Raw genomic sequence first — 24,889 nt, 5'->3', positions numbered from 1 at the left:
ATGAACGCCAGCGATGGAGTCCGCGTCACGCTCAGCGAATTGATTGAGATGCGCCACCGCGTGCGCGAAGTGCAGCTGTTTTCCACGCCGAGCCAGCGCAGCCCGCTGATCGGCCTGCACCATTCCAAGCTGCGCGGACGCGGGGTCGACTTCGACCAGGTGCGGGTGTACCAGGCGGGCGACGACGTGCGCACCATCGACTGGCGCGTCACGGCGCGCACCCAGGAGCCGCACACCAAGCTGTTCCACGAAGAGCGCGAGCGGCCGATTTTCATCATGGTCGAACAAAGCTGCCGGCTGTTTTTCGGCTCGGGGCTGATGTTCAAGTCAGTACTGGCGGCCCAGGCGGCGAGCCTGATCGGCTGGGCGGCGCTGGGGCACAACGACCGCGTCGGCGGGCTGGTGTTCGGCGATAACGAGCACTACGAAATCAAACCGCGCCGCAGCAAGCAAAGCCTGCTGCAACTGCTCAACCGCCTGGTGCGCGTCAACCAGAGCCTGAACACCGAAAGCCGCCCCGAAACCGACGCCCTGGGCATGGCCCTGCGCCGTGGCCGCGAAGTGTTGCGCCCCGGCAGCCTGGTGATTGTGATCTGCGACGAACGAGCGCTGACCGACGGCGCCGAACAACAGTTGAGCCTGCTGTCGCGCCATTGCGACCTGCTGCTGCTGCCGATTTCCGACCCGCTGGACCACGCCCTGCCCGCCGCCGGGCTGCTGCGTTTCGCGCAAAGGGGCGCGCAGTTGGAACTGGATACGCTGAACGTCGATCTGCGCCAGGCCTACAAGGCCCAGGCTGAAGTGCGCAGCGCTCGCTGGGAATTGCTCGCACAGAAATTGCGCATCTTGCTGATGCCCTTGAGCACCCAGAGCGAAATGGTCGAGCAACTGCGCGAATACCTCAACCCGCAACGCCCGGTTAAAAAGCAATGAGCAGCCTCGACCAACTGCAACCGCTGATCGCCCCGCCCAGCATCGGCTTCTGGCCCCCTGCGCCGGGCTGGTGGCTGTTATTGCTGCTCATCCCGTTGCTCGGTTGGGGGCTGTGGTGGTTGCGACGCTTCTTGCCGGTGCGTCGCCCCGTGGCGCGTGCCGACCAGCCGCTGGACCCGCTGCGCATCGCCGCTCTGGCCGAACTGGCCTTGATGCCCCGCCCCTACGACGGCGCGCCCGCCGGTGCGTGGCTGCAACAGCTCAACGGCCTGCTCAAGCGCCTGTGCCGCAACGACTACCCCTACAGCCAGAGCCACACCCTCAACGGACGCAAATGGCTGGCCTTCCTCGATAACCGCTGCCCCGCCGCCGGCCTCACGCGCTGGATGGTGCTGGTCGAAGGAGCCTACAAGCCCGAATGCAAACTCGACGACAAAGCCATCGCCGGCCTGACCCAAGCTGTCGACACCTGGATTCGCAAACATGTTTGAGTTCGCCTGGCCATGGGTCTTCGTACTGCTGCCGTTGCCCTGGGTGATGCGGCTGATCCTGCCGGCGGCCGACAGCGGCGAGCCGGCGTTGAAAGTCAGCTACCTCGGCGACCTCGAAAGCCTCGCCGGCCGCCGTGCCCGGGTCAACCTGCCGGGCTGGCGCCAGCAAGCGCCGTTCGTGGTGCTCTGGCTGCTGCTGTTGAGCGCCGCCGCCCGCCCGGAATGGCTCGGCGAACCGCTGCCGATTGCCGCCAGCGGCCGCGACTTGCTGGTGGCGGTGGATGTGTCCGGCTCCATGGATTTCCCCGACATGCACTGGCACGACGACGACGTCAGCCGCCTGAACCTGGTGCAACATTTGCTCGGCGATTTTCTTGAAGACCGCGAAGGCGACCGCGTGGGCCTGATCCTGTTCGGCAGCCAGGCCTACCTGCAAGCGCCGTTGACCTTCGACCGGCACACCGTACGCACCTGGCTGGATGAAGCACGCATCGGCATCGCCGGCAAGAACACCGCCATCGGCGACGCCATCGGCCTGGCCCTCAAACGCCTGCGCCAGCGCCCCGCGCAAAGCCGGGTGCTGATCCTGGTGACCGACGGCGCCAACAACGCCGGGCAGATCGACCCGCTGACCGCCGCGCGCCTGGCCGCTGAAGAAGGCGTGAAGATCTACCCCATCGGCATCGGCGCCGACCCGGAACAGACCGGTTCCCTGGGAATCCTCGGCGTCAATCCGAGCCTGGACCTCGATGAGCCCGCGCTCAAGGCCATTGCCGAGGCCACCGGCGGGCAATACTTCCGTGCCCGCGATGGCCAAGAGTTGCAAGCGATCAAAGACACCCTCGACCGGCTTGAACCGGTCGAACAGCAACCGACCCAGGCCCGCCCGTCCCAGGCGCTGTACAGCGCGCCCCTGGCCCTGGCCCTGGTGCTGAGCATGTTGCTGGTGGTTCAGGAACGCTGGCCGAATAACGCATTGCAACGAGTCTTCAACAAACTGTCGAGCAAGGGGATTTTCCTGCAACAACACCCTGAATGGCGCCAGCGCCTCAAGCGCCTGCGTTTGCGGAGACGTCGATGATCGACCTGTGGCCGCATTGGTTCCGTCCTTGGTGGCTGTTGCTGCTGCCACTGCTCGGCTGGTTGCTGTGGCAACTGTGGCACCGGCAAAAGCGCGCCGGGCGCTGGCAGATGATCCTGCCGCCGGCCTTCCACGCCGTGTTGCTCAGCGGTGGCAGCGGTCGCGAAAGCCGTTCGCCGTGGGTCATGCTCGGCATTGCCTGGCTATTGGCCGTGCTGGCGTTGCTCGGCCCCAGTTGGCAACGGGTCGAACAGCCCAGCCAGAAACCCTCCGACCCGTTGGTGGTGTTGCTGGAGCTGACCCCGGAAATGCTCGCCACCGACAGCCCGCCCAATCGCCTCGAACAGGCACGGCGCAAGCTGTATGACCTGCTGCAAGCGCGCAGCGACGCGCAAACCGCCATCGTCGTCTACGCCGGCAGCGCCCACACCCTGGTGCCGCTGTCGGACGACCTCGCCACCAGCCGCAACCTGCTCGAAGCACTGCGCCCTTCGCTCATGCCCGAGTCCGGCCATCGCGCCGACCTGGCGGTGGACAAAGCCCTGGGCTTGCTCAAGCAAGGAGGACTCGGCCAGGGGCGCCTGCTGCTGATCGGCTCGTCGCTGTCCAAGCAGGAACGCCAGGGCATTCGCCTGTTGCTGCAAAGTGGCCAGGCGCCGAGCCTGTCGATCCTCGGCATTGGCAGCCGCGAAGGTACGCCGGTGACCCAGGAAAGCGGCGAATTCCTCAAGGACGAACAAGGCGCGATCCTCGTGCCGCGCCTCGACAGCCCCACCCTCAAGGCATTCGCCAGCGAAATGGGCGGACACTACCGCGCCGCCCGCCTGGACGACAAAGACCTGCGCCAACTCGGCGTGCTCGACGCGCCGCAAACCCTGCGCGACGACGGTCAACTGCTGCACCTCGACACCTGGGCCGACCAGGGTTACTGGCTGCTGCTGCCCTTGCTGCTGCTCGCCGCCTGCGCCGGGCGCCGTGGCTGGCTGTTCTGCCTGCCCCTGCTGCTGCTGACCGCGCCCCAGCCCAGCTACGCGTTTGGCCTGCAGGACCTGTGGCTGCGCCCCGACCAGCAAGGCCAATACCTGCTCAAGAAAAAACGCCCCGCCGAGGCCGCCGAGCACTTCGAAGACCCGCAATGGCAAGGTGTGGCGCTGTACGAAGCCGGCAACTATGCCGAGGCCATCAAGCGCTTCGCCCAGGGCAACGACGCCTACGCCCACTACAATCGCGGTAACGCCCTGGCCAAGTCCGGCGAGCTGGAAGCCGCGATCGACGCCTACGAACAGGCCCTGGAAGCCCAACCCGACCTGCAACCGGCGCTGAAAAACAAAGCCCTGGTGGAAACCCTGCTGCAGGAACAGGCCCAACCCGCCCCCGAGCAGCCGGCCGAAAACGAGGATGACGAAACCACCCAACCCGGCCAAACTGCACAACCGGGCACCACCGGGCAAAGTGCCACTGGCGCCGAGCCCTCCGCCGAAGGGCCGGGCGACACCGGCAGCGGCGAGACCCAGGCCGGCGGCACCGCCCAAGCCGGTGGCAATGAGGTGCCGGGCAGCGAGCTGGGCGACGAACAAACCACCACGCCGCCGCTGCGCCCCAGCGACACCAGCCTCGACGGCGAACGCCGCCAGGCCCTGGAACAATGGCTGCAGGAGATCCCGGACAACCCCGGCGAGCTGCTGCGGCGCAAATTCTGGTACGAACAGCAACAACATCAGGACAAGACTCGATGAGCCGCCGCACCACCCTACTGTTCCTGCTCGCGTTATCGGCAGGCCACGCCCAGGCGGCGAACCTGGTCGCCAGCGTCGACCGCGACCGCCTCAATTCCGGGGAAACGGTGGAGTTGACGGTGGAATCCACCGACGTCACCCAATTCGGCAAGCCCGACCTGTCGCCCCTGGATGCACAGTTCGAAGTCAGCGGCACACGCCAGCTCAACCAGCTCACCACCCTGGGCGGCGATAACCACGCGACCACGCGCTGGATCATCACCCTGCTGCCCAAGGAAAACGGCACGGTCGTCATCCCGCCGCTGCAAGTGGGCGAGTACAAGACCCAGCCGATCAGCCTGCAAGTGCTGGAAACCGCCAGCCAGGACACCAGCGCGGAACTGGCCCCGGTGTTCATCGAAGCCAACCTCGACCAGACCAGCGTGTACGTGCAGGCCCAGGCGCTGTTGACCGTGCGCGTGTACCACTCGGTGTCGCTGTATGACGACAGCAGCCTCACGCCCTTGCAGATTCCCGATGCCCGCGTGGAACAGTTGGGCGAGTCGCGCACCTATGAAAAGGTGATCAACAGCATTCGCCATGGCGTGATCGAAACCCGCTACGCGATCTATCCGCAACACAGCGGAGCCCTGGAGATTCCGGCGCAGACGTTCAGCGCGACCCTGGTGGAATCGCGCCCGCCCCAAGAGAACACCTTGCAAGGCACCAAGCCCGGCAAGTTGATTCATGTGAGTTCGGCGCCACTGGCGTTGACAGTCAAGCCCAAACCGGCGCTGTACCCCGCCGATACGCCCTGGTTGCCGGCGCGCAGCCTGACCTTGACGGAAAGCTGGAACCCTGAACCCGAGCACGTGCAGGTCGGCGACTCCCTGACCCGCAACCTCACGGTCAAGGCAGAAGGCTTGTCCAGCGCGCAACTGCCGGCCCTGGCCAGCCCCGACACCGCCGGCCTGCGCCGTTACCCGGACCAACCGGTGCTCGGCAACCAGAGCAACGACCGTGGCCTGATCGGCAGCCGCGAAGACCGCGAAGCCCTGGTGCCCATCCGCGTCGGTGCGCTTGAACTGCCCGCCGTGGAGGTGGTGTGGTGGAACACCTACGAAGACCATCTGGAACGCACCAGCATCGCGGCCCGCACCCTGCAGGTGGCGGTCAACCCGAGCCTGGTGGTGGACACGCCCGCTACGCCCACCATCATCACCGCCCCCGACGACAGCCGCCTGTGGCTGTGGCAACTGAGCACCTTGCTCCTGGCCTGCACCACCCTGCTGGGCTTTGGCCTGTGGTGGCGTGCCCGCCGCCAACCGGCCGTGCAGCGCGCGACCCAAACCGGCCCGAGCCCGCGTACCTTGCTCGACGACCTCAAGCGCGCCACCCAGGCCAACGACCCCCAGGCCACCCGCCAGGCCCTCGACGCCTGGGCCCGCCAACAACCGGAAACCCTGGCGGACATGGCCGCGCGTTTTGTACCGCTGTCGGATGCGCTGGATGGGTTGAATGGCGCGTTGTACAGCGAGAGCGGCCAGTATTGGCTGGGTGAGGACCTGTGGCGGGCAATCAGGGCCATTCCGATGGCCGAGCGCGAACAAGACCCGACGACTGACTCCACCAGCCTGCCACCGCTGTACCCAAAATGATGCCCATCGGGGGGCGCTTCATGATTGACGCCTGACAGCGATTCAGTTCCCCTTGCGGCGAAAAACGACAACTTCGAGCCCAGGTCAATCACCCTGCCTTTTGCACCGTTTGTCGCCACTGTCAAATCTAACAGCTAGTCGCCCGCGCCCTGCGGGTGTTTGATTTTCCTTGCCTATACGCGCCACCACACTCGCGCGTCCGTCCTGCAAGGAGTGTCTTCAATGTCCAATTTACCGAGTGATCCCTCAAAATCCCCTGCCGACGACACGCCAGCGTTGCCGCCGTCACAGGCGTTGATTCCCTATCAGACACCGGAGCAACCGCCCACACGCATCGAAGACCTCGATCCACCCTACTCGGCTTACCCTACTGTGCCGCTGGAACTGGTGCCGTACCCGGAAAACTGCGTCTACGCCCTCGGTATCCGCCATGTGTGGGCCTATTCGCAATGGATATTTGAAAAGTGGTTCAACTGGAACCTGGGTGACTTCCGCGCCATTTATTTCAATGACTTGATCAACGCCGCGAGCAGCGCCGTCACAAACGACGACAAGCCTCGTTACAACCTGTTCGTGCCGGGAGAAAAGATGCCGACAGGCGAAGTGGCGATGTACGGACGGGTCATACGCATCGGCTCCTTTCAGGAAAGTACCTCGCCCGTGCAAACCATTTTGATCAAGACCGACCGCCCCGGCGGCACTGATCAGGACCCAGGTGACAAGTGGCATAGCCGCCTGACGATGTCGATCGAAGGCTTTCCGGAAAACGCCTTGATCAATCAGGAGAATGCCGCAGCCGGGGTGTGGTGGCTGATCGTTCGCTATCCAAACATCCGCAAGAACGACAAGATCGAATGTTCCTGGGACGGCATCATCGTCTTCCATACTGTCAGCCCTGAAGAGGCGGCAGGACTGACGCCGATCCGTATCTGGATCAGCAAGGCCATCATCGATCAGGGCGGCCTGCAAGGTAAGTTGATCTTGCGCTATCGGGTGCAGGACGTGGCAGAAAATATCTCTGGAGGGGAAAAATACCAGTACTCCAAGCCCTACAACCTGGTGAGCGAGCTGGACCCCAGCCTGAGTTCTCCTCCGATCTTCCTGATCGACGGCCAAGAGTCCAGTCAGGTGGACTTCGATTCCGACAGCGAAAAAACCTTCACCCTGTCGTGCTACACCGGCCGGGTAATTCCCGCGCCCAACCCGCCCTACCAGGTCTTCGTCACGCTGTATGCCACGCTCATTGATGGCTCGACACACACGTTTACCATGCTGCCGGTGAACGCGACCAACCTGTACCTGACCGATGTGCCCGTCCCCCGCCAAGTGATCGAGCAAATCGTCGGCGGTTCCTTCCGTGCGTCCTTCCAGATCCATAACGCCGGCGGCGACCTCCTTGAACAATCGGGCAGCGTCACCGTGACGGTGGTCGGGACACCGGTGAGCATGCCGGGCGTGACCATCGTGCCGATCGAGCTGGGCCTGATTAATCCGGCCAACGCCATCGATATCCACCTTCCCGTCTACGAACCTCACGACGAGGACTGGCTGCTAACACTGGAGATGGAAACCCGCGAGCCGGGCGGTGACAATGAGTTCTATAGCGAGTCGCGACTGGCAGGCCCCCAGGGCGGCAGTTTCCACATCACCTCGCAAGTGCTGCAACGGTTCCAAAAGAAGTTCGTCTACTTCTACTACCTGGTCAACGATGGTAAGTCGCATCTCTTCGGCGGCCAGGCCATGGCAATCCGCAAATCCCTGGAGGTCGGCGCACAGGTGGGTGAACGTGTGGCCAGCCTGCCCGCGCCAGAACTGCAATACGCACAAGGCAACAACATCAACCCGGGCCATGTGCCCGGCACGAGCCTGTTGCTGACCTTGCCGTACGCCGGCACCCAAAGCGGTGACGAGGTGCACTGGGTGGTATTCGGCTCCGCCGTCGGCGGCTCGGCCAGCGGCATCATCACGGTCAATAGCGCCACCCAGGGCAAACCGCTGGTCTTTGAGATCAACCGCAACCTGATCGATGTCAACGTCAATGGCAGCCTGCGTATCAGCTACAGCCTGCAAAGCGGCGGCCCGTCCGGCACGATACTGCGCTCGGAGATCCTCGACCTCACCGTCGGCGTCGGTGTGCAACTGGATCGGCCGATCATCGAAGGTGCCTCCGTGCTGCCGGATCGACTCAACCCGCTGGCCGCCCTGGCCGGCGCCTACGTCATCGTGAAATTCCGGCCGATGGACGCGACCGACCAGATCGAAGTCGACTGGCTGAGCAGCGACGGCATCGGCAGCTACACCGCGCAACTTCAAGGCAACCCCAGCACCAACGAAGTGCGCGCATTTATCCCACCGGAAATCGTCGCCAAAGGCATTCGCCCCGGCGGTAACCACATCAGCGTGCAATACCGCTTCACCCGCGGCACGTTCCTGTATGAATCGCAAGTGGTTGACCTGGAACTGCAACCGTTGACCGGGCTGCCCACACCGGCCATCGATGGCATCGGCGAGAGCCTGGTGCTGCAACTGTCGCAATTGAACGAGGAGGCTCGCACTCGTATCGCACGGTGGAACTTTATCGCACCGAACCAACGGATGTGGATGACATACGAAGGTACCTTCAGCGACGGCACGCCTTATGTCGAAAACACCTACACCGCCAACCAGGTCACAGCGGCCGGAGTGCTCAATGGCATTTCCCCGCCGACGCCCGTCGATAAACTGCGCCGCCTCATGGATAACTCACCGCTGACTATTCGCTTTTGGGTGACCCTGTCGGAAAGCGCCGACAAGAACTCGGCAATACTGTTTGGCGTGCGCAACCACATTATCCAGGCGATACCGTCTACCCTGCCACGGCCGGCCTTTGCCAACCTGTCAGGCGAAGTCATCACCATCGACCCACTGACCTATGAAAACAACGCTTCGGTGGTCGTGGCCTACAACGGAATGAATTCGACCCACCGGATCAAACTGCTGTGGATGTTGCCGGATGGCAGCATGCCTTATATCGCCGATAAAAACGGTCTGGATGGTGGTCGGGTGGATTTCCAGATCAGCCAGGCAATCATGGCCAGTAGCGTGGGTAAAAAAGTCATCCTGCAGTACATCGCCACGATTGATAGCGTGGATGTGGACTCGTTTGTTCAAGAGGTCAACGTACAAATCATCCAGCCATCAAACCTGCCGCGGCCGTTGATCAACAGTATTGCCAGTGGCGGCACCCTCGACCTCACCGCCTTTACCGGCAATGCCACTGCGTCGGTGGCCAAATGGCGTTTGAGTGCGACCGGGCAGCGGGTGTGGTTGATTTGCAGCAGTGCCGGGGTGGGGGATTTGTATGTGCTCAATGGAGTAGCCATTACTGCGGCGGAAGCGGCGAATGGGTTGGTCAATAAAGCCGTGTTGCGGACTTGGTTGGGGGTATTGCCGACAGGCCGTCAAATTACTGTGAGGTGTAAGGTGACGTTTGATGGCTCAACGACGGAGGCCAATGCCATTACCTTCGCCACAACCAATTATTTTATTAATGCTTCGTCTGGATTCATAGGCCAAGTATTCATAGGCAGTGGGCAGTACGATATTGTTCCCAGTCTGACCAGAGCTGAAGTATATGTGAGTTATCCCGGCAACCTCGCCGTAATAGACACCAATACAAATCAGGTGATTCGCAGTATTTTTGCTTCGCCGGCAATAGATCGTATGGCCCTCCACCCGGACGGCATCCGCATGTATATCCCTCAATCAAACGAAAACAACATTGAAATCGTCAACATAAGCAATAGCACAAGATCTGTGATAACCAACATTCCATCCCCAAGCTTCCCAACATTTAATACAACGGGAAGCAGGCTTTATGTTTCAAACACCAACGCCGATCTTTTCTATGTTATAGACACTTTTACTGCAAAAATAATTCAATCAATTAGCTTAACAAGGCCCTATCACTCAATACTCGCCTCCAACAATAGACTATATGTGAGCACCTCCCCCTCACGAATTGCTATCATTGACGCTAACAACTACCAAATTCTTGGGTATATAAATATCGCGAGCAGGCCCTTGGCCTTGGCTCAAAGCCCTCACCGACCAGTGCTCTATGTAGGGCATATCGACAACAGAATTTCGGTGATCAATATGAATACCAACACCGTCGAAAAAGTCATAACTATCAATGGAGAACCTTCAGCCATCGCTTTTAGTAACGTCATTGAAAAAGCCTGCATACCTGGCTTCTACACCAACTCCTTAAACATCATAAACACTCAGACTGACTCAACTGCAAGTGTCTTACAACCAGCATATAGACCATTAGGAGTCGCCATCCCACCAGAAAGCTCAGTGGCGTACATTTGTAGTAATAGTGACCACGTTGTATATGTAGTACAGCTCTAAGAGACCTACAAATGGCTTGCACGATGGTCATATAGAGAACAAGTAAGCACCACTGGATCAGCCTTGACCTGGTGGTGTTTGCTTCGTCCGCATACTCGACAGGGTCGTTAGCACTTGTCAAAGGGGTACCACAAAAAATCGGCAAAAAAGCGGGACAGATCTATTTAAAAGACCTGTCCCGCTTTTACGTCATTAAAGCGCACCGCATTTACACGTCACGCCTCAACATTGTCGATGCTGGACTTAGAGCATTAGAACCGTCACTGACGGGGAAAGCGCGACACATTTCGTATAGCTTTTCAGAAATCCACAATTGGGAACGAAAACGCTGGTTTTCACGAAAGTAAACTCACACCGAACCACCCCCCATCCAGCAGGATATTTCAAAGACGCGTCCTGATTATCATCAAGGGTGTGCACACCCCCTCCCTGCTGTTTACAGGTAAACTCCCCTCCTTTTCCTCATCCCCACGGAGTTCGCCTTGCGTCTGTTCCACACCTCCGACTGGCACCTTGGCCAAAACCTCCACGGCCAGGAACGCGACTTCGAACACGCCTGTTTTCTCGAGTGGCTGCTGCGCCAGATCAGCGTCCACCAACCCGATGTACTGCTGATCGCCGGCGATATCTTCGACACGGTCAACCCGCCGCTCAAGGCCCAGGAGCGGTTGTATGACTTCATCATCAGCGCCCACGAACAAACCCCGAAGCTGACCATCGTGATGATCGCCGGCAACCACGACTCCGGCTCGCGCATCGAGTTGCCTGCGCCGTTGATGCGCCGTTTGCGCACCCATGCCTTGGGGCGCGTGCTGTGGCTGGATGATGGGCAACTGGATGCCGAACGCCTGCTGATCCCGCTGCCGGATGCCAAAGGCAAGATCGCCGCGTGGTGCCTGGCCTTGCCATTCCTGCGCCCGGCGGAAGTGACCGGCGCGCACCTGGGGGACGACTACCTGCGCGGTATTGGCCAGGTGCATGAGTGGCTCATTGCCGCCGCCAACGCCAAACGTAAAAAAGGCCAGGCGCTGGTCGCCATCAGCCATGCGCACATGGCCGGCGGTTCGGTGTCGGAAGATTCCGAGCGCAGCCTGATCATCGGCAATGCCGAGGCGCTGCCGGCCAGCCTGTTCGACAAGAGTGTCGGCTATGTCGCCCTCGGCCATTTGCACAAGCCGCAAAAGGTGAATGGCGAAGAGCGCATTCGCTACAGCGGCTCGCCGATTCCGCTGTCGTTTTCCGAAATTGGCTATAAGCACCAGATTCTCGACGTGACGTTCCAGGGCGAACGACTGGTCGGCGTCGAGCCAATCCTGATCCCGCGTTCGGTCAACCTGCAACGCCTGGACGCCGCGCCCCTGGCCGACATCCTCAAACAGTTGGCGGACTTGCCCGACATCGACCTGCTCGCCGAAACCCAGCGCCACCCCTGGCTGGAAGTGCGCGTACGCCTCGACGAGCCGCAACCCGACCTGCGCCAGCAAATCGAAACCGCGCTGCAAGGCAAGGCCGTGCGCCTGGTGCGCATCGCCGCCGAGTACGCCGGCAAGCGCGGCAGTGATGCCACGGATGAAGAGCGCCTGATCGAACTCGACCAACTCACGCCCCAGGAATTGTTCAGCCGCGCCTGGCAGGACAGCTACGGCAGCGAAGTGGATGAGCAGGCCTTGAAGGATTTCGCCGTGCTGCTCCAGGAAGTGCAACAGGAGGGCGAACAGCCATGAAGATCCTCGCCATCCGCTTGAAAAACCTCGCCTCCCTGGCCGGCCCGTTCGAGATCGACTTCACCGCCGAACCCCTGGCCAGCGCTGGCTTGTTTGCGATTACCGGGCCGACCGGTGCCGGCAAAAGCACGCTGCTCGATGCGCTGTGCCTGGCGTTGTTTGGCGCGGTGCCGCGCCTGGGCGATACCGGCCAGGCGAAGATGCCCGACGCCGACAGCGATATTTCCATCGGCGACCCGCGCACCCTGATCCGTCGCGGCACCGGCGGAGGCTATGCCGAGGTGGATTTCGTCGGGGTCAGCGGCCGTCGCTACCGCGCGCGGTGGGAAGCCAATCGCGCCCGCGACAAGGCCAGCGGCAAGTTGCAGAACAGCCGGCAAAGCCTGATCGACCTGGACAGTGACCAACTGCTGGCCAGCCAGAAAACCGAATACAAGACCCAGTTGGAACTGGCCCTGGGCCTGAATTTCGAGCAATTCACCCGTGCCGTGTTGCTGGCGCAAAGCGAGTTCAGTGCCTTCCTCAAGGCCAATGACAACGAGCGCAGCGAACTGCTGGAAAAGCTCACCGACACCGCGCTCTACACCCAACTGGGCCGTCGCGCGTTCGACAAGGCCAAAGACGCCAGGGACGCACACAAACGCCTGCAGGACCAGGCCACCGGCGTAGTGCCCCTGGCCGCTGAAGCCCGCGCCGAACTGGACCAGCAATTCGACGCGGCCCAGCAGCAGCTCAAGGCCCAGCAGGCCCAGCTCAAACAGTTGGAGTTGCAGCACACCTGGCTCAAGGAACTGCGCGAATGGCAGGACCGCCAACTCAGCGCGTCCGAAGACCTGCAGCGCGCCCAAGCCGATTGGGACAGCCAGGCCGCGCAACGCCAGGACCTGAGCCGCCTGGAACAACTGGCACCGCAACGTCATGCCTTCGCGCGCCAGGCCGAACTGCACACCGTGCTCACGCCATTGGCCGCGCAGATTCAGGCGCATATCGAGCAACAGGCCGAGCTGCACACACGCCAGGCGCACCTGCAACAACAGCAGGCCGACGCCCAGACCGCGCTGGTTGCCGCGCAGCAACAACAGACCGCCGCCGCGCCGCTGCTACGCCAGGCCTTCGATGCGCAAAACACCCTCGCCCACCTGACCGACAGCCTGGGCAAACGCCAAGCGGAAAAACAGTTGGCTGAAACCGCTTGCACGGACGGCCAGGCCCACCTGAATGGCTTGCTCGACAAGCAAAAATACGTCGACGAACGCCTGCAACGCCTGGCCGCCGAGCTTGAGCGCACGCTGTTTTTGGCGCCCTTGAGTGAAGGCTGGAGCTTCCAACGCGAGCGTTTGCAACAGTTGATGGTGATCGGCAACCGCCTGAAAAAAGGCCAGGAAGAACTGCCACAACTGGAGCAACGCGCCAACCGTCTCGCCGAAAAATGGACGGAACAACGCGACGCCCTCGACCTGCTTTACCACGAAGCCGGCGCCGAGCCCCATGCCGTCGCCGAGCAGATCCAATTGCTGGGCGGCCTGCTGCAAGACAATCGCAAACAGCAGCGCGGCCTTGAGGAGCTGACGCGGCTGTGGGACAGCCATCAGCAACTGGACACCCAGAGCCAAGCCCTGGGCGAAAAGCTCGTCGCGGTACAACAGCAGCGAGAACAGCTGATTCAGATCGGGCTCAAATCCAAGACCGAACTGACCGCCGCCGAGCAAGCCCTGGCGGTGACCAAGCAATTGCTCGATCGCCAGCGCCACGCGCGCAGCGAGAGCGTTGAAGAACTGCGCGCCCAGCTTCAGGACGACCAGCCCTGCCCGGTTTGCGGCAGTCATGAGCATCCCTACCATCAGCCGCAAGCCCTGCTGAACAGTTTGGGACGCCACGATGCGAAGGAAGAGGCGACCGCGCAGAAAGCCGTTGATGACCTCAACACTAAACTCATCGAGTTGCGCGGCGATCTGGGCGGCGTCAATGCCCAGATCAAAGAGTTCCTGAGCCAGCAGGAGCAGCTCGCGGCCAAACTGCACAGCTCGGCGTCGGAGCTTGAAGCCCATTCGCTCTCGGCCACGCTGTTCAATCACGACGTCGCCCAGCGCAGCGCCTGGTTGACCCAGCAATTGAGCCAGCTCAACCAGCGCATTGGCCAAGACGAACAACGCCAAAGCGCCCTGCTCAACCTGCAAAAGAATGCCGGTCAGTTGCAGCAGCAGTTGCAAGCCGCACAGGACGCGAGTCAGCAGGCTCGCCAGCAGTTGATCGACCAGCAACGGGAACTGGCCAACGACCGCGAACGCCTCGACGAAGAACTCAATGGGTTTGCCAGTTTGGTCCCTGGCGAAACCCTCGAAGGCCTGCGCAACGATCCGGCAAACACCTTCCTGCGGCTGGACCAGCACGTCAGCCAACGCTTGGAGCAGTTGGATCATCAGCGCGAAGAACAGCTCGAGCAACAGCAACGGCAGCAGGCCATCGACAAGGAACAGGACCGTCAACAGCATCGCCAACAACAGTTGGAGGTGCTGCAAGGCCAGTACCACGAACTGGCCACGCAACAACAGGCCGCGCAGGAAACGCTGGCCGCATTGGTGGGCGAGCATGGCAACGCCGAACGCTGGCAACAGCAGTTGGAGCAGGCTGTCGAACGGTCACGCCAAAGCGAGAGCGACGCCAACCAGCAGTTGCAGGAAACGCGCAACGCCCTGGTGCAACTGGCCGCCGACCTCAAGGCCCAGCAGGAGCGCCAGCAAGCGCTGCAAGCCGAACAGCTCAGCCTCGAGGCCCGCCTCAACGACTGGCGCGCCCTGCATCCAGAGTTGGATGATGCCGGCCTCAACCGGTTGCTGGCCTTCGACGATGCCCAGGTCAACGCGCTGCGCCAACAACTGCAACACAGCGAAAAAACCGTCGAACAGGCCAAGGTTCGGCTGCAAGAACGCGAGCAGCGCCTCGCCGAACACCAGGCCCTGCACAACGGCAACCTCGACGCCGAACAGCTGGACGCCACCTTGGCCGCGCTCAACCAGCACTTGGCCGACGGCGAAAAACACTGCGCCGAACTGCGCGCACGCCAGGCCGAAGACCAGCGCCGCCAGGAGGCCAATCACGCCCTGGACGCGCAGATCGCCGAGGCCTATGCCGAGTGGCAGCGCTGGGCACGCCTGAATGCGCTGATCGGCTCGGCCACCGGCGACACCTTCCGCAAGATCGCCCAGGCCTACAACCTCGACCTGCTGGTGCACCACGCCAACGTGCAACTGCGCCAACTGGTACGCCGCTACCGCCTCAAGCGCGGCGGCAGCATGCTCGGTCTGCTGGTGCTCGATACGGAAATGGGCGACGAATTGCGCTCGGTGCATTCATTGTCGGGGGGCGAGACGTTCCTGGTGTCCCTGGCGCTGGCGCTGGGCCTGGCGTCGATGGCGTCGAGCACCTTGAAGATCGAGTCGCTGTTTATCGACGAAGGCTTTGGCAGCCTCGACCCGGAATCGCTGCAATTGGCGATGGATGCCCTCGACGGCTTGCAGGCCCAGGGCCGCAAGGTGGCAGTGATCTCCCATGTGCAGGAAATGCACGAACGCATCCCGGTGCAGATCCAGGTCAAGCGCCAGGGCAATGGGCTGAGTACGCTGGAGGTCAAGTAAGCGGGGTTGTCTGTGGCGAGCCCGCTTTACCCTTCCAACAAACTCAACAATCGCTCGCGAGCCACCTCCGGTTCACCGTCGGCCGCCTGCGCAGACGACAGAATCGGAGCGGAGTAGAGGAACAGGATTACTGCAGCGATTCGAAGTGCCATGCTGTCAATTCCATGATGAAAGGCGTCAATATTCGAGCGCCAAATTAAAGCACATGGCAATGTGACATTACACAATTATTATCGCCGTTGATGCACAAACGCCAAACCACTGGAACGCGCAAGGTTGCGTTTCAGTGGTTTGGCGTTTGAGTGCAGCGGCCAATCAATGCTTGTTACAGGGTTTTGTGATCGAGGGCGGCGTAGAAGTTGGCGCTTTGTTGCAGGTATTTCTGGGTGTAGGCGCTGGTGCTGGAGTTTTTACCGGCCACGTCCACGCTGGCGGCGGCAGGCAGGGCCACGGTGGCGGAAACAGCAGAAGCGGCGATGACGGAGAAGAGATTCAAATTCATGTCGGTAACCCTTGTGTTCGTTTGGTTGGGTGGCCGGGGGAGGCCTTGGAACCCAACTTACGCCCGAGGGTTGAGCCTTAGAAATGCTTTGAAACAGTAGCTGATATCAGTGCGATTAATACAAAGGGTCAGGCCCCGCCGTGCGGGGCCTGTGGCTTATTGACGCAGCAGGAACTTGAGGTCGCTGGGGGCATCCATCGGCAATGTCTGCACGGTTTTACCCAGCAGGCCGGTCTTGGGGTCACGTTCGACCACCACGATCTGGTTGCTTTTCTGGTTGGCGATCAGCAGGAATTTGCCGCTGGGGTCGAGGCTGAATTCACGCGGGTGATCGCCTTCCACGGAGCGTCGTTGGACTTCCTTGAGGTGCGCGGTCGCCGGGTCGATGCTGAACACCACGATCTGATTGGCCGTGCCACGGTTGCTCACATACAGGAATTTGCCATCACTGGAGGCGTGCAACGCCGCGCCGGCTTTATCCGTCACCGGTTGCCCGGCGGCATAGTCCACCAGTTGGGTCTGCATCAACTTGCCGTCGCGGTAATCGAACACTGCGACCTGGGCGCTCATCTCGGTGGTCAGCCAGGCGTGCTTGCCGTCGGCACTGAACAGCAGATGACGCGGGCCGCTGCCCGGTGGCAACTGCACGGAGGCGGGATCGGCCGGGGTCAGTGGCAGTTCGGGGTTGGCCTTGGGGTCGTAGCGGTAGGCAAACACCTTGTCCGCGCCCAGGTCCTGAACGAACACGTATTTGCCATCCGGCGACGACACCACTGAGTGCACGTGGTTGGAGGCCTGGCGCTCGGGGTTGACCCGGCTGGCCGGGTGCCCGCTCAACTGCACCGGCGCCGACAGCTTGCCTTCGGCGTCCACCGGCAGCACCGCGAGGCTGCCGCCCGGATCTTCCAGCACCGAATAGTTGGCGACAAACAGGTAGCGCCCATCGGCGGCGAGGCTGGAATGGGTCGGCTCACTGCCCAGGCTCTGCACCTGGTTGATCAGGGTCAGTTGATGATGCTTCGGGTCGATGCGGTAGCTGCTCACGCGGCCGACCGGGTCTTGCTGGCCCGGGCCGTTTTCATTGACCACGAACAGATGGGTCTGGTCCTTGGAGACCGTCAGCCACGACGGGTTGGCCGCTTTCGCCGCCAGCACCGGCGGGCCCTGGAACCGGCCGGTGCGGCTGTCGAATTGCAGGCGGTAGATCCCTTCGCTGCTGCCGGCGGTGTAGCTGCCCACCAGCAGTTCATAGGTGTCGGCCGGTGCGGCCTGCACCGACATCGCGCCAACGCTGCCGGCCATCAGCAGGGGCCAGAATTTACGCATCATCATGCTCGTCATCCTCGTCGTTATTGTTGCCGGTGACCGCCGTCATGCACACCAGGCGGTGTTCGCCCGTATCACCGGTGAGGGTCCAGCTTTGCAAGGCGTCATCAAAGGTCGCGGCCTGCAGTTGCGCCGCACTGAACGACCAGCGTTTTTCAGCACGGCCATCCATGCACACGATCAGCAGCTTTTGATCGTCGAGGGTGAAATCGAAGGCGTACAGGCCGTCAATTTCGAGCATGTCGCTGGAGGCAAGTTCAGTCGGCAGGTTGGCAGCAGTCATCGGGATCGGTCATCAGAGGGAAAGACGCTGATGATAGGCCAATCCACCCGCGCTTTCTCGTCTTGTGTCGCCCGACGGTAGCCCATTACCCCATCCCCCCCGCCCTGACTTGGCATCCTCGGCGCGACAGTTCAATCAACCAAGGATGTGTATGCCAACCCCCATTCCCGACCCTTTTACCCACCCCCCAGCGTTGCAGACGGTGATCCGGCAATTGCTCGGCGACGCGTTGTCCGAGCGCTATCCCGCCCTGGTCATCGACCTGTCCACGCTGCAACTGGCGATTCCGAGCGCCAGGCAATGGACGTTCCGGCCGCTGATGAGCGTGGTCCAGGACTACTTGGGCGGCACGGCGCCATTGGATTTCAGCGAGGTCGAGGGCCTCGATTATTACGTGTCCGAACGCCCGCCGACACGCCTCAAATATCCCGATGCCACCCGCAGCCGGCTGGACATGAGTGTCATTGAAGCGCTGATCAAGGAGCTGCCGCAGACACTGCCCACCGCCCTGCAGAACGCCTTGATCGAGTATTGGAATGCCGACGCCGGCCGCTGTCGTCGGCTGGCGGATGCACTGCTGGACAGGCTGCGGATCGCGGCCATCCGCCAGGTCGGGTTGACGGCGCAGGCGCGGCAGACCGTGGACCAGCTCGTCACCACTCCCGACCGTGAACAACGGATCGCCCGCCATGACCAACGCGCGGTGTTTGCCTATTGCCTGGAAACCCTGCTGACCCACGACGCTCGTCAAGTCACGCTGCTGGGGCCGGAACTGGTGCTCACCCAGACCGGCAACGGTGTCACCCCCGCGCTGCTGTGCACGCCGGCGGGGGCCATCGAAGTGTTCGACTCCATGGACGACCTGCTGCAAGCCTGGGGGCAGCGCCTGGCCGCCCGCTATCGCTGCGACGCGATCCTCGTCCGACGCTATGAGCCCCAAGGCAACGTGTTCGACCATCAAGCGTCGCTGCTGATCAATCGGCAACAGGAACGCTTGGGCGCCCTGCGCCTACCCGCCACGCGCGGATTCGACGCCCTGCAAACCGAGTACCTGACCCTCGCCGACCCCAGCCATGAGCTGTCGCCATCCGCGCTGCTTGCACCGGCGGCCCTCGAGCCCCTGCGCGCCAAGCTGCCGGCCTGGTTGCAACAGGCCGACAGCGCCGCGCAAGCCCACTACCGGCGCCTGAGCCTGGGCCTGGCCAGTGCGAAACTGCGCAGCGGGGGCCGCACCTTTCTCAGTGACATCCCGGATATCCGCACCTTCGCGCGCGACGCCCTGCATCGGGAGTTGCAAGAGGATGCCGTCGCGGGCGCGCCCGACCCGGACGATATCGAACTGATCTTCGCCGTCGTCGCCGGCTACCCCGGCACGGCCGGCATCATCAAACATGAGCGCATGAGCCTGACCGATCTGGCCATCGGCAACCTGGCCGGACGCCCCCATGGCGAGCTGAGCATTCGCCATCGCCAGGGCCTGCCACTGCCCGACGGGCTCACCCCGCAGGCCATCATCGGCACCGGCGGGCTGATCGAACGGGTCAACATCGGCCAGCGCTATCCGAACATGCTGCAAACCCAACTGCTCGGCGACACACCCGCGGCACGCGAACGGGAAAGCCTGTTTGCCGATCAGCAGTGCCTGCAATTGCCGCTGCTGGCCCTCGAACTGAGCCTGCAACAACGCCATGGGTTGACCCTGGCCGGGGCGCGCCGGGTCGAGGCCCTGATGCAGCCGGAGGTGGCCGACCAACAGGTGGACGGCCAGCGCATCGTGATTCGCCACCTGAGCCTGGTGCGTTCAACCGGTGCCAAGCCCGATCCGGTGACCAATATGTACCTCATCGAAGCCGAGGACACGGCGCTCGGCCCGCATCTGCTCTACCGACCGTTGTACGCCGAGCCGCTTCAGCAGTTCGCCAGCCGCGCCGCGCTGTTCGAGGCGATTGCCACACCGGGCGAGCTGCAATCGAGCGTGCTGCTGTGGCTGAGCGACGCCGCCCGGCCGATCTACGATCACGGCGGCTTTCGCGAACCCCACTACGTGCGCTTCGGGCTGGGTGACGAGTTCGCGGTGATCCGCACCCCCGAACCGGCGCAACTGGGCGCCGATGGCACCCACGACGAACTGCATCAGTACCTGATCACCGGACGGTTGTTGCAGTACCTGTACACCGAAAACGCCAACACCATGATCAGCCAGGCCGACCGCGAGTCGATCTCCAACAGCGAAAGCCGCTGGCAACTGCTGCTCGAAGGCGGCGGCTTGCTGTTCGGCAGCCTGTTGTATCCGTTCCTGCGGGGGCCGGCCATGCTCACCGGCTGGCTGTTGAGCCTGATCGCGGGTTTCTCGATGGATATCCAGGCGCTGCAAGCCGACGATCCCAAGGTCCGGGAGCTGGCGACGGTGGACCTGCTGCTGAACCTGGGGCAGATTCTGCTCGAAGGCATACCATCGACCACCGCGCCCAGGGGCGCCCGGCGCGACTTCCCCGCCCTGCCCCTGCCTGCGCGGATCGCCGAACAATGGCCCGCACCCGCGCAAACGCAAATCCGCGAAGGCGTGGTGTACCTGCCCGGTGTGCTGCCCCAACCCGACCAGACCGTGCTGGATTTCAGCTATGCCCAGGCACGCCAGCGACTGACGCCCGAGCAACGTACGCGCCTGGCCAGTTTCAAGGAGCAGCGCCCGGCCACTTTGCCCGCAGCAGTCCGGGAAGGGCCGCACAAGGGGCTGTACCGCGACGGGCAACGCTGGCACGCACAGGTCGCGGGCGATTGGTTCCGGGTGAGCCTGGATGCCGACGCCGGGGTCCGCGTGGTCGACCCCCGTAACCCGCAACGCCAGGGCCCGCCCCTGCGCGTCGACGAACAGGGCAACTGGTCGGTGGATACGCGCTTGCGCCTGCGCGGCGGTATGCCGCCCAAGCGCATCCAGGCGGCCCGCCTGCAGCGGGCGCAACGGGTCGATCAGTTACGCGCGGACTATGAGCGCTTCGTCACCGGGCAAGTCGCCCAGCAACGCACGGTGGATATCGCCCATTCGGTCATGGAGCGCGCCGGCCAGGACCCGCGGTTCAGAGCCGCCCAACGCCAGAGCGCCCGCGAGCGCTTTGACACGGCGCTGCGCGACCAGACCACCGATTACCAACGCATCCTTGACGCCCAAAAAGAACGCCAGGCACTGGGCATTCCGCTGTCAACCGCCACCGTCGCGGCCTTGCTGGAAAACCTGGTCAATAACGCACGCAAACACGTGGTGGTCTCCGAGCACGACAGAATGGCCCTGTACACAGCGCATCCGCAGTTCATGGTCAGAAGCCCGCAGTTGTACCTGGCGGTGGCCGGCGCGCCGGCCAGCTATAAACAGTTCGTCAAACAGTCGCTGGCGATCAACGAGCGCTCGATCCACTGGCTCGACGTGCGCGATCGCTACCGCGATGAGCTGTTCAACCTCGGACCGCCGGGCGCTGAAGGGTATGCACGGCTGACCCTGGATCGCCCCAAGGAAATCAGCGCCCTGGCGGTCAAGGACTTGCAGATTCGCAGCCTGAAACTGGTGGTGATCAAACAGCTTGAACACACTTTGTTCGAGACCCTGGACGACGTGCTGGCGCCGTTACATGCCCAAGTGCGCACCCACAGTGAACTCAACGCCCTGGAGCTGTCCGCACAAGAGCGAGTGACAATCCTGCAGAGCCTGGTGGAGCGCTACGGCAGCGTGCTGGACGCCTTGCAGGGCGTTGGCATCCTCAATAGCGACGAGCTGGAAAGCGCGTACTTCAATCAGTTGTTCCAACTGGTCGAAAGCCTTTACCAAGAGGCCGCGCGCCAATTCGCCGGCGAGCTCAAGCCGGTGGCCGTGCCAGCCAAGCGCCCGGCCCGGCGCAAACCGGTCATGCCGGGCAAACCGGTGAAGAAAATCATTCGGACCGCCCGCCAAGGCACCTTGATCGGCGAACTCAAACCCATCGGCAACGTCGAGGTGGTAGAGGTGCGGGACGAGGTCAGCAACCAGGTGCTGGACATGTACTCGCACAATGGCGATGAGTGGGTCGAGTACCGCGAGCAGCGCCCGCCCCAATCGCCCAGGCCGACCCGGGCCCTCAGTCTGATCAAGGGCGAAGCACGCAAACTGGTGGCCATGCTGGACGCGCACCTGCAACGGGGCACGGCTTATAAAAAGGTCTCGCGTCACCCCCAGGAAGTCGAGGAGATCCTGCACTTCGAGGCGACCCGCTACACCAAGCTGGCCACCGAACTGGACCAGGCCATCCAGGCGCTGCCCCCGGCGACACGCTCAGTGGCCGACCAGGCGCTGGTCACGCAGATGCTGGCGGCGGCGCAGCAGTTGATCGGGCTGGGGACCGAGTTGCGCATCGCGTTGTGCCTGGAATTGCCGCCGACCCACGGCAACCTCGATTACCTGGCGGCGCAGAAACAGGTCTATGTGGCGCGATGGGGAGAACGCCTGCCGTTAAGCGGCGAGCGGCGGGATTTCATCCAGGAATATGCGATCACCGATCCCAACGGACAGCCCCTGTGGTATGCGCATTTTCACTACCCGGCCGTCGACACGCCGAAGGCCGACTACAGCGCTGCCCACCTCAAGACCCGTGAGCAGCGCCAGGTCAGTTACTACACCTTGCTCGCCAGCGCCCAAGGGACCCAGGCGGTGGTGAATGTGCACCGCGGGCTGATCGGCAAACCGTTGGCCGAGCGCCTGTTCCTGCCCCTGGCGCCGTAGTCGCCAGGGGCCTGGCGGGGCTCAGTGGGCAAACAGCGAGTTGCCCTTCTGTCCTGCCAGCTTCTCCGGTTTGATCAGGAAGCGCGCCAGTGCCGGCAGCAGCCACAGCGCACCGAACATGTTCCACAGCAGCATGAAGGTCAGCATCAGGCCCATGTCGGCCTGGAACTTGATGGCCGAAAAGATCCAGGTGCACACGCCGATAGCCAGGCACAAACCGGTGAACAGCACGGCCTTACCGGTGGACTTGAGCGTCTGGTAATAGGCTTCCTGCAACGGCAGGCCCGCACGCAGGAAGCTTTCCAGGCGGCTGTAGATGTAGATGCCGTAGTCCACGCCGATCCCCACGCCCAGGGCCACCACCGGCAAAGTCGCGACCTTGACGCCGATGCCCATGAACGCCATCAGCGCGTTGCCCAGCACCGAGGTCAGCACCAGCGGCAGCACGATGCACAGGGTCGCCGCCCAGGAGCGGAAGGTGATCATGCACATGGTCGCCACGCACAGGTACACCAGGATCAGGATGGTCAGTTCCGACTCCTTGATCACCTCGTTGGTGGCCGCTTCGATCCCGGCGTTACCGGCGGCGAGGATGAACTCCAGGCCGTCCTTGTTGTTTTCCTTGGCGAACTCCTGCACCGCATGCACGGCGCGGTCGAGGGTTTCGGCCTTGTGATCGTTGAGGAACACCAGCACCGGCGCCAGGGAACAATTGTTGTTGTACAGGCCATCGGCGCGGGCGATGGAGTTGTTCAGCACATCCGGGTTACGCGACAGGGTTTCCCATTTCAGGTTGCCCTCGTTCATGCCCTTGATCATCTGCTTGGACACAGTCACTAGCGAGATCGCCGACTGCACGCCCTCGGTGTTCTGCATCTTCCACATCAACTGGTCGATGGGCGCCATGGCCTCGTAGCGCGAGCAGCCTTCGGCCTTGGTCTTGACCATCACCACCAGCACGTCGGAGCTGGTGGAGTAGTTGCTGATGATGAAGTTGTTGTCCTTGTTGTAACGCGAGTCCGGACGCAGTTCCGGCGCGCCTTGATCGAGGTCGCCGATCTTCAGGTTCTGGCTGTACCAGAGGCCGCCACCAAAGGCGACCAACGCGAGCAGGACCGACACCGGCGCCACTTTGGGGCTGGCGAATTTGGACAGCAGGCGCCAGAACGGATGCTCGCGGTGCGCGTCCTTCTTGCTCCTGGCGATGGCGCGCTTGCTGATGCCGGCATAGGAAATCGCCACCGGCAGCAGGATCAGGTTGGTGAACACGATCACCGCCACGCCGATGGAGGCGCCGATGGCCAGTTCGCGGATCACACCGATGTCGATGATCAGCAGCGTGATGAACCCCACCGCATCCGCCAGGATCGCGATCATCCCCGGCAGGAACAGTTGCCGGAAAGTCCGCCGGGCGGCGGTCAACGCGTTGTCCGCGTCGCTCGATTGCAGGGCGATACCGTTGATCTTCTGCACGCCGTGGGAAATCCCGATGGCGAAGATCAGGAACGGCACCAGCATCGAATACGGATCCAGCCCGAAGCCGAAGAAGTGCATCAGGCCCAGTTGCCAGACCACCGCCACCAGTGTCGTGCTCAACACTGCGACGGTGCTGCGCAGGCAGTTGGTGAACCACAGCAACAGCACCAGGGTGATGACGAAGGCAATGCCGAAGAACAGCACGACCATCACCAGGCCGTCGATCAGGTCGCCGACCTTCTTAGCGAAACCGACGATGTGGATCTTGACGTTGGGGTTCTGCGCCTCGAACTTGTCGCGGATCTTGTCTTCCAGTTCATGGGAGAACTTGCGGTAGTCCAGGGCCAGCAACTTGCCCTGGTCCTGCGGGTCCGGGTAGGACTCCAGCAGCGGGATGTCGACGATGCTCGACTTGAAGTCGTTGGACACCAGGCGCCCGACCTGGCCGGACTTGAGCACGTTGTTGCGCAGTTGATCGAGGCTTTGCGGCGAGCCGTTATAGCTCTGGGGGATCACTTCACCGCCGGCAAAGCCTTCTTCGGTGACTTCAGTCCAGCGCACGCTGGGGCTCCACAGCGACTTGAGGCCCGAGCGATCGACGCCAGAGATGTAGAACACCTCGTCGTTGATCTGGCGCAGGGTCTCCATGTATTCCTTGGTGAAGATGTCACCGTCCCTGGCCTCCACCGAGATGCGCACGGTGTTGCCCAGGTTGGCCAGATCGTTGCGGTGCTCCAGCATCTTTTCGATGAAGGGGTGCTTGAGCGGGATCATTTTTTCGAAGCTGGTGGACGGGCGAATCAACGTCGCCTGCCAGAACAGGAAAATACTCACCAGCAGGCAGATGACGATCACTGCCGGGCGGTTGTTGAAGATCAGGCGCTCAAGAAAGGTCGCTTTATCGTTGTGATGACTGCTCATTC

At 62.4% G+C, this 24,889-nt stretch carries 14 protein-coding genes; 9 read left to right on the top strand and 5 right to left on the bottom strand.

All coding sequences use genetic code 11. The features are described 5' to 3' along the window. The 8 genes from ACLH0J_RS17235 to ACLH0J_RS17200 all read left to right on the top strand — a co-directional run bounded on the left by ACLH0J_RS17235 (nt 1) and on the right by ACLH0J_RS17200 (nt 15,632). Nucleotides 1-933: a DUF58 domain-containing protein gene (locus ACLH0J_RS17235; RefSeq protein ID WP_411388267.1), complete on the top strand. Its 933-nt coding sequence runs from the start codon at nt 1-3 to the stop codon at nt 931-933. Next, nucleotides 930-1,424, top strand: a complete 495-nt coding sequence (locus ACLH0J_RS17230; RefSeq protein ID WP_411388266.1) for a DUF4381 domain-containing protein — start codon at nt 930-932, stop codon at nt 1,422-1,424. The genes ACLH0J_RS17235 and ACLH0J_RS17230 overlap by 4 nt, the downstream gene beginning before the upstream one ends. Next, nucleotides 1,417-2,505, top strand: a complete 1,089-nt coding sequence (locus tag ACLH0J_RS17225; protein WP_411388265.1) for a vWA domain-containing protein — start codon at nt 1,417-1,419, stop codon at nt 2,503-2,505. The genes ACLH0J_RS17230 and ACLH0J_RS17225 overlap by 8 nt, the downstream gene beginning before the upstream one ends. Next, entirely contained in the window at nt 2,502-4,241 is a 1,740-nt protein-coding gene (locus ACLH0J_RS17220) for a tetratricopeptide repeat protein (RefSeq protein ID WP_411388264.1), read from the top strand. The genes ACLH0J_RS17225 and ACLH0J_RS17220 overlap by 4 nt, the downstream gene beginning before the upstream one ends. Then, on the top strand, nt 4,238-5,878 hold the full coding sequence (locus ACLH0J_RS17215; RefSeq protein ID WP_411388263.1) for a BatD family protein: 1,641 nt from the start codon (nt 4,238-4,240) through the stop codon (nt 5,876-5,878). Before ACLH0J_RS17220 ends, ACLH0J_RS17215 begins: the two co-directional genes overlap by 4 nt. A gap of 222 nt (nt 5,879-6,100) precedes the next feature. Then, nucleotides 6,101-10,273 carry a YncE family protein gene (locus tag ACLH0J_RS17210; RefSeq protein ID WP_411388262.1) on the top strand — a complete coding sequence of 1,391 codons (4,173 nt, stop codon included), beginning with the start codon at nt 6,101-6,103 and terminating at the stop codon, nt 10,271-10,273. Nucleotides 10,274-10,755: 482 nt separating this feature from the next. Next, nucleotides 10,756-11,997 (top strand): exonuclease SbcCD subunit D C-terminal domain-containing protein, encoded by a 1,242-nt coding sequence (locus ACLH0J_RS17205; protein WP_411388261.1) that lies wholly within the window; start codon nt 10,756-10,758, stop codon nt 11,995-11,997. Then, nucleotides 11,994-15,632, top strand: a complete 3,639-nt coding sequence (locus ACLH0J_RS17200) for an AAA family ATPase (protein ID WP_411388260.1) — start codon at nt 11,994-11,996, stop codon at nt 15,630-15,632. The genes ACLH0J_RS17205 and ACLH0J_RS17200 overlap by 4 nt, the downstream gene beginning before the upstream one ends. A 26-nt stretch (nt 15,633-15,658) precedes the next feature. On the opposite strand, the gene ACLH0J_RS17195 is transcribed toward ACLH0J_RS17200, so the two are convergent. The 4 genes from ACLH0J_RS17195 to ACLH0J_RS17180 all read right to left on the bottom strand — a co-directional run bounded on the left by ACLH0J_RS17195 (nt 15,659) and on the right by ACLH0J_RS17180 (nt 17,743). Next, nucleotides 15,659-15,784 carry a hypothetical protein gene (locus ACLH0J_RS17195; protein ID WP_411388259.1) on the bottom strand — a complete coding sequence of 42 codons (126 nt, stop codon included), beginning with the start codon at nt 15,782-15,784 and terminating at the stop codon, nt 15,659-15,661. A gap of 173 nt (nt 15,785-15,957) precedes the next feature. After that, nucleotides 15,958-16,134: a hypothetical protein gene (locus tag ACLH0J_RS17190; protein ID WP_411388258.1), complete on the bottom strand. Its 177-nt coding sequence runs from the start codon at nt 16,132-16,134 to the stop codon at nt 15,958-15,960. A gap of 156 nt (nt 16,135-16,290) precedes the next feature. After that, nucleotides 16,291-17,466: a lactonase family protein gene (locus ACLH0J_RS17185; RefSeq protein ID WP_411388257.1), complete on the bottom strand. Its 1,176-nt coding sequence runs from the start codon at nt 17,464-17,466 to the stop codon at nt 16,291-16,293. Further along, the gene (locus ACLH0J_RS17180; protein ID WP_411388256.1) at nt 17,453-17,743 is read right to left on the bottom strand and encodes a DUF5629 family protein; all 291 of its coding nucleotides are present in this window, start codon (nt 17,741-17,743) and stop codon (nt 17,453-17,455) included. The genes ACLH0J_RS17185 and ACLH0J_RS17180 overlap by 14 nt, the downstream gene beginning before the upstream one ends. A gap of 151 nt (nt 17,744-17,894) precedes the next feature. Between ACLH0J_RS17180 and ACLH0J_RS17175 the strand changes: the two genes are divergently transcribed. Continuing rightward, nucleotides 17,895-22,490, top strand: coding sequence for a hypothetical protein (locus ACLH0J_RS17175; RefSeq protein ID WP_411388255.1), 4,596 nt, complete (start codon nt 17,895-17,897; stop codon nt 22,488-22,490). A gap of 21 nt (nt 22,491-22,511) precedes the next feature. On the opposite strand, the gene ACLH0J_RS17170 is transcribed toward ACLH0J_RS17175, so the two are convergent. Further along, nucleotides 22,512-24,887, bottom strand: coding sequence for an efflux RND transporter permease subunit (locus tag ACLH0J_RS17170; RefSeq protein ID WP_411388254.1), 2,376 nt, complete (start codon nt 24,885-24,887; stop codon nt 22,512-22,514). Between the last annotated feature and the right edge of the window lie 2 nt (nt 24,888-24,889).

The sequence above is a fragment of the Pseudomonas sp. MPB23 genome (genome assembly GCF_046605395.1).
Classification (GTDB): domain Bacteria; phylum Pseudomonadota; class Gammaproteobacteria; order Pseudomonadales; family Pseudomonadaceae; genus Aquipseudomonas.
Note: the sequence above shows the minus strand (reverse complement) of the source record. Positions and strands in the feature narration are given on the sequence as shown.